The 11,323-nt window shown below is 71.6% G+C and carries 10 protein-coding genes; 5 read left to right on the top strand and 5 right to left on the bottom strand.

What is annotated here, in order from left to right:
• Positions 1-131: 131 nt before the first annotated feature.
• Positions 132-737 carry an RDD family protein gene (locus ACFVXE_RS22205; protein WP_389673359.1) on the bottom strand — a complete coding sequence of 202 codons (606 nt, stop codon included), beginning with the start codon at positions 735-737 and terminating at the stop codon, positions 132-134.
• A 236-nt stretch (positions 738-973) separates the two neighbouring features.
• On the opposite strand from ACFVXE_RS22205, the gene ACFVXE_RS22200 reads away from it, so the two are divergent.
• The 4 genes from ACFVXE_RS22200 to ACFVXE_RS22185 all read left to right on the top strand — a co-directional run bounded on the left by ACFVXE_RS22200 (position 974) and on the right by ACFVXE_RS22185 (position 5,561).
• Positions 974-1,852, top strand: a complete 879-nt coding sequence (locus tag ACFVXE_RS22200; RefSeq protein ID WP_389673358.1) for a bifunctional methylenetetrahydrofolate dehydrogenase/methenyltetrahydrofolate cyclohydrolase — start codon at positions 974-976, stop codon at positions 1,850-1,852.
• Positions 1,853-1,872: 20 nt separating this feature from the next.
• Positions 1,873-2,694, top strand: a complete 822-nt coding sequence (locus tag ACFVXE_RS22195; RefSeq protein WP_389673356.1) for a DUF3017 domain-containing protein — start codon at positions 1,873-1,875, stop codon at positions 2,692-2,694.
• A gap of 159 nt (positions 2,695-2,853) precedes the next feature.
• The gene (locus ACFVXE_RS22190; protein WP_389673354.1) at positions 2,854-4,074 is read left to right on the top strand and encodes an NADP-dependent isocitrate dehydrogenase; all 1,221 of its coding nucleotides are present in this window, start codon (positions 2,854-2,856) and stop codon (positions 4,072-4,074) included.
• Between the two features lie 497 nt (positions 4,075-4,571).
• Complete coding sequence (locus tag ACFVXE_RS22185) at positions 4,572-5,561, top strand: malate dehydrogenase (protein WP_389673353.1); 990 nt, start codon at positions 4,572-4,574, stop codon at positions 5,559-5,561.
• Positions 5,562-5,835: 274 nt separating this feature from the next.
• Here the strand turns inward: ACFVXE_RS22185 and ACFVXE_RS22180 are convergent, their stop codons facing one another.
• Both ACFVXE_RS22180 and ACFVXE_RS22175 read right to left on the bottom strand, forming a co-directional pair.
• A complete protein-coding gene (locus ACFVXE_RS22180) occupies positions 5,836-6,564 on the bottom strand; it encodes an isocitrate lyase/phosphoenolpyruvate mutase family protein (protein WP_389673351.1) in 729 nt (242 codons plus the stop codon).
• Between the two features lie 59 nt (positions 6,565-6,623).
• Positions 6,624-7,136, bottom strand: a complete 513-nt coding sequence (locus ACFVXE_RS22175; RefSeq protein ID WP_389673350.1) for a carboxymuconolactone decarboxylase family protein — start codon at positions 7,134-7,136, stop codon at positions 6,624-6,626.
• A 47-nt stretch (positions 7,137-7,183) separates the two neighbouring features.
• Between ACFVXE_RS22175 and ACFVXE_RS22170 the strand changes: the two genes are divergently transcribed.
• Positions 7,184-8,587 (top strand): PLP-dependent aminotransferase family protein, encoded by a 1,404-nt coding sequence (locus ACFVXE_RS22170; RefSeq protein WP_389673348.1) that lies wholly within the window; start codon positions 7,184-7,186, stop codon positions 8,585-8,587.
• Between the two features lie 406 nt (positions 8,588-8,993).
• Here ACFVXE_RS22170 and ACFVXE_RS22165 read toward each other — a convergent pair whose 3' ends face one another.
• Positions 8,994-9,842 carry a hypothetical protein gene (locus ACFVXE_RS22165; RefSeq protein ID WP_389673370.1) on the bottom strand — a complete coding sequence of 283 codons (849 nt, stop codon included), beginning with the start codon at positions 9,840-9,842 and terminating at the stop codon, positions 8,994-8,996.
• Between the two features lie 89 nt (positions 9,843-9,931).
• Positions 9,932-11,158, bottom strand: coding sequence for an ornithine--oxo-acid transaminase (rocD, locus tag ACFVXE_RS22160; RefSeq protein WP_389673346.1), 1,227 nt, complete (start codon positions 11,156-11,158; stop codon positions 9,932-9,934).
• Positions 11,159-11,323 lie beyond the last annotated feature (165 nt).

Below are 11,323 nucleotides of genomic sequence, written 5' to 3'. Positions count from 1 at the left end.
ATTTGTTTTCGCTACGCTACCCACCGCGAGGGCGGGGGGGCGGCGCGGCGGTACGGCGGGGCGCCGGCCTTTGACGGCCGTGCTGGCGCGCCCGGTGACCGGGCGCGGCCTCCGGGGCGAACGGGCTCAGATCACGAGGACTTGACGACCAGCGTCGAGCACACCTTGTCCGCGAACGTCTGCTTCTTGGCGTCCCACAGCGGCCACAGCCAGCCGATGTAGCAGGCGGCGCTGTCCAGGAAGTGGGCGACCCGGCGCACGAACGCCATGCCGAAACCGATCGGCTGGCCGTCGGACTCGCGCAGCAGCCGGATGCCGACGGCCTTCTTGCCGACGGTCTGGCCGGTCGTCCCCTCCTTGTACAGCATCCAGATCGCGGCGCCGATCAGGACGATGAGCCCGATGACGGCGAGGATGCCGCCCACGGTCCCGCCTATGCCGCCACCGATGCCGACCAGGATGTACGGGACGCAGAGGATGAGGACGTCGATGAGGAACGCCCCGAGCCGCAGGCCCCAGTGGGCGAGCACGGGCCCGCCGCCGTAGCCGGGCTGCTGCGGGTAGCCCCCGCCGTACGGCTGGCCCGGCTGCTGCGGGTAACCGCCGCCGTACGGCTGGCCGGGCTGCTGCTGCGGGTACCCGTAACCCTGCTGCGGGACGCCCTGCGGCGTCTGCTGGGGGTATCCGTAGCCGGGCTGCTGCTGACCGTAGGGGTTGTTCGGGTCGCCGTTGCTCATGGCGATTTCCTCCGTCGTGAAAATGCGGGGACGACGCGGTCCGGGCGGAGGAAATGAGCGCAATCAGAAACGGCCTGTCCCCCCGACACTGCCCGCGATACTGCGCGGCTCATCGTCGTCCTGACGTCGACTTTTTGTCCAGTCCATTGCCGTATGTGTTGTGCAAGCGCAACCTGACGGCAACCGTCGGCACCCAGAATTGGTATGCAGGTGGGGTCATCCGCGAGGATGGGGTCATGACTGCCCAGATTCTCGATGGCAAGGCCACCGCAGCCGCGATCAAGTCCGATCTGACCGTCCGCGTGGCGGCCCTCAAGGCACAGGGCATCAACCCTGGCCTCGGAACCCTGCTCGTGGGGGACGACCCGGGCAGCCGTTGGTACGTGAACGGCAAGCACCGCGACTGCGCCGAGGTCGGCATCGGCTCCATCCAGCGTGAACTCCCCGACACCGCCACCCAGGAGGAGATCGAGGACGTCGTACGGGAGCTCAACGCCGACCCCGACTGCACGGGGTACATCGTCCAGCTTCCGCTCCCCAAGGGCATCGACACCAACCGGATCCTGGAAATGATGGACCCGGCCAAGGACGCCGACGGTCTGCACCCGATGAACCTCGGCCGGCTCGTGCTCAACGAGACGGGGCCGCTGCCGTGCACCCCGCAGGGTGTCGTCCAGCTGCTCCGCCACCACGGCGTGGAGATCAACGGAGCACATGTCGTGGTCGTCGGCCGCGGTGTCACCATCGGCCGCTCGATCCCGCTGCTGCTGACCCGTAAGTCCGAGAACGCCACCGTCACCCAGTGCCACACCGGTACGCGTGACCTCTCCGCCCAGCTCAGGCAGGCGGACATCATCGTCGCCGCCGCCGGAGTTCCGCACATCATCAAGCCCGAGGACGTGAAGCCGGGCGCGGCCGTGCTCGACGTCGGCGTCAGCCGGGACGAGAACGGCAAGATCGTCGGCGATGTGCACCCCGGCGTGGCCGAGGTGGCCGCGTGGATCTCCCCGAACCCGGGCGGTGTCGGCCCGATGACACGTGCTCAGCTGCTCGTCAACGTGGTCGAGGCGGCCGAACGCGATGCGGCCGCCGCCGCTGCCGGCTCCGCCGGCTGACCTGATCCGGAAGGAACCCCATGGGTGCTGGTACGAGTCCGGCCGACCCGGCCGCCGCGGCGGACCGGACGTTTCCGGCGCCGCCGGACGCGGGCGCGCGCGGTGACGGCGGCGAGAGCGCGCCGGGCGGTGACGCGGCCGCGGAGGACGTGACCGGGGCAGCCGGGGGAGTGGGCGCCGGCGGCACGGAGGGTGCGGCCGTGGCCGGTGCCGCGCCGGCCACGGAGACCCCCGGCGGGGCCGACCGGACCGCGGCCGACCGGCGGGACGGCGACTCGGCTGCCGGACCGGTGGACGGTGCGGATGCCGGTGCCGACAGCGGGGCGGGCGGCGGTTCGGGCAGCGGCGCGGACCCCGCCGACGACTCCGGGGGCGCCGGTGCCGACCATGGCACCGACTCCGCCGCTGCTGGTGCCTCCGACGACGACACGCACGGCGCCCCGCGCAGGTCGCGGAGGTTCCCGTCGTTCACCCGGGACACCGCCCGGCCCGAGGGCGGTGGACGGGCGGCGTCCGGGGACGCTCCCGCCCCGGCCCGTCAGTGGCCGCTGCTGTCGGTGCTCTGCACGGCCGGGATCGGGCTGCTGATCGTCGCCCTCAACCCCTTCGTCGAGGCGTTCCGGATCGGCACGATACTGATCGGCGTGGCCCTCGTCGGGGGCGCGGTGCTGCGCTGCACCGTCTCCTCGGTGGGCATGCTGGCGGTCCGTTCCCGGTTCACCGACCTGGTGACGTACGGGCTGCTGGGCGTCCTGATCGTGCTGCTGGCACTCGTGGCCCAGCCCAAACCGTGGCTCGACCTCCCCTTCCTGGAGCACGCGGTCCGCTTCACGGTCCGCTGATCCGCCGCACGACCCGCAGCCGGCCCCCTCGCACCCCACGGGTACGAGGGGGCCGCGGCATTCCAGGCATGGCGGTGGACCGTCGCTATTTATCTTGATGTCGAGTATCTTGCCATCAAGATATATCGAACGCCGAAGCGTGGGAGGGATGTCCGCTACATGGTCAAGATCAAGGTGGTCGGCCCCGTGGTCGAGCTCGACGGTGACGAGATGACCCGCATCATCTGGTCCTTCATCAAGGGCAAACTGATTCTTCCGTACCTCGATATCGAGCTGAAGTACTTCGATCTGGGCATCGAGCACCGCGACGCCACGGACGATCAAGTGACGGTGGACGCGGCCCGCGCCATCAAGGAGTACGGCGTCGGCGTCAAGTGCGCCACGATCACGCCGGACGGGAAGCGCGCCGAGGAGTTCGGCCTCAGGGCGGTGTACCGCTCGCCGAACGCGACGATCCGCAACATCCTCGGCGGCGTCGTCTTCCGCGAGCCCATCCTCATGGCGAACGTGCCGCGGCTCGTCCCCGGCTGGACCGAGCCCGTCGTCGTCGGCCGGCACGCGTTCGGCGACCAGTACCAGGCCACCGAGCTGAGGATCCCCGGCGCCGGGACCCTCACCATGGTCTTCACCCCGAAGGACGGCTCCGCACCCGTCGAGGCCGAGGTCCACGAGTTCCCGGACGCCGGGGTCGCGCTGTCTATGTACAACCACGACGAGGCGATCCGCGACTTCGCCCGCGCCTCGTTCCGCTACGGCCTGGACCGCGGATATCCGGTGTACATGTCGACGAAGAACACGGTCCTGAAGACGTACGACGGCCGTTTCAAGGACATCTTCCAGGAGGTCTTCGACGCCGAGTTCGGCGACGACTTCGCGAAGGCCGGACTCGTCTACGAGCACCGTCTCATCGACGACATGGTCGCCTCGGCGCTCAAGTGGAAGGGCGGCTACGTCTGGGCGTGCAAGAACTACGACGGTGACGTCCAGTCCGATGTCGTCGCGCAGGGATTCGGCTCGCTCGGTCTGATGACCTCGGTGCTGATGTCCCCCGACGGCAGGACCGTCGAGGCGGAGGCTGCGCACGGCACGGTCACCCGCCACTACCGCAGGCACCGGCGGGGTGAGGTGACGTCGACCAACCCGATCGCGTCGGTCTTCGCCTGGACCCGCGGTCTCGCGCACCGGGGCAGGCTGGACCGCACGCCCGAGGTCGTCGCGTTCGCCGACGTGCTGGAACGGGTCTGTGTCGAGACCGTCGAGAGCGGCCTGATGACGAAGGACCTTGCGCTGCTGATCTCCGCGGACGCGCCGTGGCTGACGACGGAGGAGTTCCTGGACGCGCTCGACGTCAACCTCCGGAAGGCGATGGCGTCGCGCTGATCGGTGAGCGCCCGCCCGTGGTGCCCGTCCCCTCCCCCGAGAAGGGACGGACACCCGCGGCCGGGATCCGCCGGACGCAAGTGTTGCCGAAATGTGGCGACTTGAGCCGTCTTGCCCCCGGCCGATTTCAGCCTCGTCGACGGGGGCACCGGGGTTCAAGGGGCGCCGGTGGCCTGTGGCACGGAAGTGACCATTCCGCCACGGTGTGATCGCTGCGCAACGGCGGCGGACCGGTGCGACGACGCGGTACGGGGGCTGCCTCCGCCGAAGGGCGGAGCGCCCGGAGGTCACGGGGTGCGTCCACCGGAGGGCGGGGGCGGGCGCGCGCCGCGGTGAGCGGGGAGTGACCGGTTGTGTGCGGCACCACAGGGGGGCGGGCGGCCGGGAGGTCCGGGGTCGGATAGCCTGATCGCTGGATATCTCTTCACATCAAGATTCAGGGATGTCCAGCACCAGGGGCAGGGACCCCCACCGCCAGCTGTCTAACGGAGATCGCCATGACCCGCACTCCCGTGAATGTCACCGTGACCGGCGCAGCCGGCCAGATCGGCTACGCGCTGCTCTTCCGCATCGCCTCCGGCCACCTGCTCGGCCCGGACGTGCCGGTCAACCTGCGCCTCCTGGAGATCCCGCAGGGTCTGAAGGCCGCCGAGGGCACCGCGATGGAACTCGACGACTGCGCCTTCCCGCTGCTGCGCAACATCGAGATCACGGACGACGCCAACGTCGGCTTCGCCGGTGCGAACGTCGCCCTGCTCGTCGGCGCCCGCCCGCGTACGAAGGGCATGGAGCGCGGCGACCTGCTCTCCGCCAACGGCGGCATCTTCAAGCCGCAGGGCAAGGCCATCAACGACAACGCCGCGGACGACATCAAGGTCCTCGTCGTCGGCAACCCGGCCAACACCAATGCGCTCATCGCGCAGGCCGCCGCCCCGGACGTACCGGCCGAGCGCTTCACCGCGATGACCCGCCTGGACCACAACCGCGCGATCTCGCAGCTGGCCGCCAAGACCGGTGCCGCCGTCTCCGACATCAAGAAGCTGACGATCTGGGGCAACCACTCGGCGACCCAGTACCCGGACATCTTCCACGCGGAGATCGCCGGCAAGAACGCCGCCGAGCTCGTCAACGACGAGGCGTGGCTGGCCGACACCTTCATCCCGACCGTCGCCAAGCGCGGCGCCGCGATCATCGAGGCCCGTGGCGCGTCCTCGGCCGCCTCGGCCGCCAACGCCGCCATCGACCACGTGTACACCTGGGTCAACGGCACCGCCGAGGGCGACTGGACCTCGATGGGTATCCCGTCCGACGGCTCCTACGGTGTGCCCGAGGGCATCATCTCGTCCTTCCCGGTCACCACGAAGGACGGCAAGTACGAGATCGTCCAGGGCCTGGACATCAACGAGTTCTCCCGCGCGCGCATCGACGCGTCGGTGCAGGAGCTCACCGAGGAGCGCGACGCGGTGCGCGAGCTCGGCCTGATCTGACCGGCCGGGATCCGGCCGCCCCGGATCCGGTCCGCGGGTCTCCCGCACAGCCTCACCGCCCCCGGTGGCCTCTGCCGCCGGGGGCGGACGCATATCCGGCAGGCGCGCCGCGGGAAAGAAGTTCGAACCCGCCTGGGACGCCCTGATCCGCTCCCGCACGTGGTGCGGGCCATGCCCGTGCTGGAGCAGACCCTGGCCGCCTTCGGCGGCGGACGGGCCACGCCGCCCGGCCTGCCGGGCTCACGGTGACGCGTGCCCGATCGGAACGAGAGCCCTAATCGGCGTACAGCCGGTCGGCCGTCTCCCGTACGGCCGCCATGGCCCGGCGCTGCAGACCGCCGCCGAAGGTGATCCGGGTGGCGCCCAGCTCGCCGAGCCGCCGCGGGGCCGGGCCGTCCGGCAGCGCCAGCGCGTTGAGCGGAGCCGGGACGGCTGCGGCCAGACGGGGAAGGGACTCGGGCGGGGCGGCGATCGGGTAGACGCAGTCCGCTCCCGCCTCGGTGTACAGCAGGGCGCGGGTGATCGTTTCCGCCTCCGGGTCCGTGCCGTCCGGGAGGTCCTGCAGATAGGTGTCGACGCGGGCGTTGACGAAGAGGCTGTCGCCCGCCAGCGCCCGCACCTCCGCCAGCCGGTCCGCCTGCCGCCGCGGATCGAACAGCACGCCGTCCGCCGAATCCTCCAGATTGCAGCCGACCGCTCCGGCCTCCAGAAGGCGTTCCACGAGCTCCTTCGGCGGCAGCCCGTAACCGGCCTCGACGTCCGCCGACACGGGTACCGGAACGGCGCGCGCGATCCGGGCCACCGCCGCGAACATCTCGGCCGCAGGCACCGCCCCGTCCGCGTAGCCGAGGGAGGCCGCCACCCCGGCGCTCGGGGTGGCGAGCGCAGGGAAGCCCGCGTCGGCGAAGGCCCGGGCGCTCGCGGCGTCCCACGGGCCGGGGAGGACCAGCGGGTCACCGGGGGTGCGGCCGCTGTGCAGCGCGCGGAGGACGGACACGGTCATCGCAGGGCTCCTCGAGGAGGCGGGGTGGGGACAGGGGGCGCGGCCGGGCCGCGGCCGGGTCAGTGCTTGGCTTCGCCCGGGGCGTAGTGACCGGGAGTCAGACGGGTGGTCACACCGAACCGGTTCCAGGCGTTGATCACCGTGATGGCGGCGATCAGCTGCGCCAGCTCGGCCTCCTCGAAGTGCTTCGCCGCCTTCTCGTAGACCTCGTCCGGCACGAAACCGTCGGTCAGGACGGTCACGGCCTCCGTCAGCTCGATCGCCGCGATCTCCTTCTCCGTGTAGAAGTGCTGCGACTCCTCCCACGCGCTGAGCTGGATGATCCGCTCGACCGACTCGCCGGCCGCGAGCGCGTCCTTGCTGTGCATGTCGAGGCAGAACGCGCAGTGGTTCAACTGCGAGGCGCGGATCTTCACCAGTTCGAGGAGGACCGGGTCGAGGCCCTTACGGGACGCCGCGTCCAGCCGGACCATGGCCTTGTAGACATCGGGTGCGAGCTGGGCCCAGTGCAGACGGGGGCTGTGCTCGGGGGCGCGGTCGGAGGTGGGGTGGGTGTGCTCGTTCGTCGTCATGCATACGACGGTACGGGTTCGGTGGCGCACGGGTATGGTCCATTTCCATGACGAATTCCTGGGCCACTTTCGGAGCCGACCTGCATATCGACCCGACCGGCGCGGCGGGGCTGCGGGCCGGGCTGATGGACGCGCTGCGGGAGGCCGCCCGGTCCGGGCGGCTGGCGCCCGGCACCCGGCTGCCGTCGTCCCGTACCCTCGCCGCCGATCTGGGAATCGCCCGGAACACCGTCGCCGACGCCTACGCCGAACTGGTCGCCGAGGGGTGGCTCACCGCCCGGCAGGGCTCCGGCACGAGGGTCGCGCAGCGGGCCGAACCGCGCCGCCCGGCGCCGGCGTCGCCCCCCTCCCCGCCGGTCCGCCGCGGGCCCGTCCACAGTCTGATGCCCGGGTCGCCGGACCTCTCGACGTTCCCGCGCGCCGACTGGCTCAAGGCGGCCAGGCGCGCCCTGACCGACGCGCCCAACGACGCCTTCGGGTACGGCGATCCGCGCGGACGCATCGAGCTGCGCACCGCGCTGGCCGGCTATCTGGCGAGGGCGCGCGGTGTGTACGCGGACCCGGAGCGCATCGTGATCTGTTCCGGATTCGTCCACGCTCTGATGCTGATGGGGAAGGTGCTGCGGCAGCGGCGGGTGCGCGAGGTGGCCGTCGAGTCGTACGGTCTCGACGTGCACCGGAACCTGCTCACGGACGCCGGGCTGCGCACGCCCTGCCTGCCGCTCGACGGATTCGGTTCCAGGACCGGGGGACTGGCCGCGCTGCGGGGGGTCGGCGCGGTGCTGATGACGCCCGCGCACCAGTTCCCGACCGGCGTTCCGCTCCATCCGGACCGGCGGGCCGCGGCGGTCGACTGGGCGCGGGCGGCGGGCGGGCTGATCCTGGAGGACGACTACGACGGGGAGTTCCGCTACGACCGGCAGCCGGTCGGCGCCCTCCAGGGGCTCGACCCGGAACGGGTCGTCTACCTGGGGACGGCCAGCAAGTCCCTGGCGCCGGGGCTCCGGCTGGGCTGGATGGTGCTGCCGCGGGGACTGGTGGGGGAGGTCACCGGGGCGAAGGGCATGTCCGACTGGATGACGGGCACACCGGACCAGTTGACGCTCGCGGAGTTCATCCGGTCGGGTGCGTACGACCGTCATGTCCGCGCGATGCGGTTGCGCTACCGCCGCCGCCGCGACCAGCTCGTCGCGGCGCTCGCCGAACGCGCCCCCGGCCTGCGCATCAGCGGGATCGCCGCCGGACTGCACGCCGTACTCGAACTTCCCGAGGGCACCGAACGGTCGGTGATCCAGGCCGCCGCCTGGCAGGGGCTCGCGCTGGAAGGCCTGGGGCGCTTCCGGCACCCGGACGCGGAGCCGGTCGGTGACGCCCTGGTGATCAGCTACGGGGCCCCGACCGACAGCGCCTGGGCGGGTGCCCTGGAGGCGCTGTGCCGGGTGCTGCCGTAGGGACACCCCGCCACCGGCTCCCGCTGTCCCTGTCGAGGCGCCGGCGGCAGGGGCGGCGCGGACGGTCCGTCAGGTGGCCGCCGGCGGGTGGCTGCTGCCGGCCAGGGGCGGCTCGAAAGCGGTCGGAAGCGTGCCGGGGAGTGACCGGGGTCCGCCGGCCCGAGCCGGTGACCGGCAGTCCGGCGCCGTCGGCACCTACGTCGGTCAGGTGACGGCGGGGGCCTCCGTCGTCCTCGACTCCCGGGAGAATGCGGCCTCCCCGTCGGTCCTGCGGCTGACAAGCGGCTGAACCACCGCTGCCGGACGCCCCCACACCGGGAAGAGAGCCCGTTCCGGAGGGAGGGGTGTCCGGTCGGACCGGGGGCAGGTGCCGTCACCGGGCACCGCGGCGCCCGGTGACGCGGGCTCACCCCGTCTCCGTCCCCACCGTCGCCGTCTCCGGGGCCTCGCCGAACCTGGCCAGCGCCAGCGCGCCCGCCACCGCCACCGCGAACCCGGTGACCGCCAGCCAGCCGAGCCCCTCCCGCGTACGGTCCCCGAGCCAGATGACACCCACCAGTGCCGGCCCGATCGTCTCGCCGATCACCATGCCGGCCGTCGCCGTCGTCACCGACCCCCGCTGCAGCGCCGAAGTGAGCAGGAGGAACGCCGACCCGCCGCCCAACAGCAATGCGTACACGGCCGGGTTGGCGACCAGCGCGGCCGGGGAGAGATCGTCGATCAGACGGACCGCGACCTCGACCACTCCGAAGCCACACCCCGCTCCCAGCCCCAGCACCAGGGCGCGCGTCCTCCCCGGCAGCCGTCCGGCCACCGTACCGACCAGCAGCACACCGAGGGCGATGGCGAGCATCCACCAGCGCAGGGCGGCGGAGCCGGTCCGGTCGCCCTCGCCGCCGGAGGCCAGACCCAGCATGGCGAGACCCGCGCAGACGACGCCCACCGCGGCCCATTCGGTGCGGCTCAGCCGCACATGCAGCAGGCGGGCGGCAACGACCGCGGTCACCGCGAGGCTGGCCGCAAGAGCGGCACCCACCGCATAGATCGGCAGCGAACGCAGGGCGATGATCTGGAGTACGAAGCCGATGCCGTCGAGCGCGAGTCCGGCGACGTAACGCCACTGCCGCACCGCGCGCAGGAACAGCGCGGGATCGACACCCGCCCCGGACTCCGGCTCCGCGGCGGCCCGCGCGGCGACGGCCTGCAGGACGGAGGCCGTACCGAAGCAGACCGCGGAACCGAGCGCGCAGACCATCCCGAAGAGCACATGCGGACTCTACTGGGCGGCCCGCGCGGGCCCGTGGTTCCCCGGCCGCCGTACCCGCGCCCTCCGTCGTGGAGTGCTCAGTCGCCGGAGGGGCTCGGGGCGCCGCGCAGTACCTCGCGGAGCTGTTCCAGGCCCCAGTCCAGGTCCTCCTTGCTGATCACCAGCGGCGGGGCGATCCGGATCGTCGAACCATGGGTGTCCTTGACCAGCACCCGGCGGTCCATCAGCCTCTCCGAGATCTCCCGGCCCGTGCCGCGGCCCGGGGCGATGTCCACGCCCGCCCACAGTCCTCGGCCACGCACCGCCTCCACGGCGCCACCGCCCACCATCAACCCCAGCTCCTGGTGGAGGTGATCGCCCAACTCCGCGGCCCGCTGCTGGAATTCACCGGTGCGCAGCATCGCGATCACTTCGAGCGCGACCGCGCAGGCGAGGGGATTCCCGCCGAAGGTCGAACCGTGCTGGCCCGGCCGGTAGATCCCCAGTACCGCGGCCGACGACACCACGGCGGACACCGGCACCACCCCACCGCCCAGCGCCTTGCCGAGCACATACATGTCGGGCACGACGCCTTCGTGCTCGCAGGCGAAGGTCCTGCCCGTCCGGCCCAGACCCGACTGGATCTCGTCCGCGATGAACAGCACGTTCCGCTCACGGGTCAGCTCGCGCACCCCCGGCAGATAGCCGGGCGGCGGCACCAGCACGCCGGCCTCGCCCTGGATCGGTTCCAGCAGCACCGCCACGGTGTTCTCGGTCATCGCGGCACGGAGTGCGGTGAGGTCGCCGTACGGCACGATCTCGAACCCCGGCGTGTACGGGCCGAAGTCCGTCCGTGCCTCCTGGTCCGTGGAGAAGCTGATGATCGTCGTCGTCCGGCCGTGGAAGTTGTTCGAAGCGACGATGATCTTCGCCATGCCGTCCGGGATGTCCTTGACCTGGTAGCCCCACTTGCGGGCGGTCTTCACCGCCGTCTCGACGGCCTCCGCCCCCGTGTTCATGGGCAGCACCATCTCCATGCCGCACAATTCGGCGAGCTGCGTACAGAAGTCGGCGAACCGGTCGTGGTGGAAAGCGCGTGAGGTCAGGGTCACCCGCTCCAGCTGCGCCTTGGCCGCCTCGATCAGCCGCCGATTGCCATGGCCGAAGTTGAGCGCGGAATAGCCCGCGAGCATGTCGAGGTACCGCCGGCCCTCGACATCGGTCATCCAGGCCCCGTCCGCCGAGGCGACGACGACCGGAAGCGGATGGTAGTTGTGCGCGCTGTGCGCCTCGGCGGAGGCGATGGCAGTTTCCGTGGTCGACACGGGATCTCCGTTCGTCGTGCGGCGTGGGCTGGGGTGGTGCCCACTTTGTATCGTCGGTCGGATCTCCGGACAGGAAACCTTCAATCCACGGCGCGCCCGTGCGATTGCGCAGTCGGAGGTCCAGGAGCTCCTGGCGCGGGCCCCCCTCCCGGCCGCCCCGGCCAC

It is taken from the genome of Streptomyces sp. NPDC058231, from assembly GCF_042882275.1.
Classification (GTDB): Bacteria; Actinomycetota; Actinomycetes; order Streptomycetales; family Streptomycetaceae; genus Streptomyces.
The sequence above is the reverse complement of the archived record's forward strand: the minus strand, read 5'-3'. Positions and strand labels throughout refer to the sequence as shown.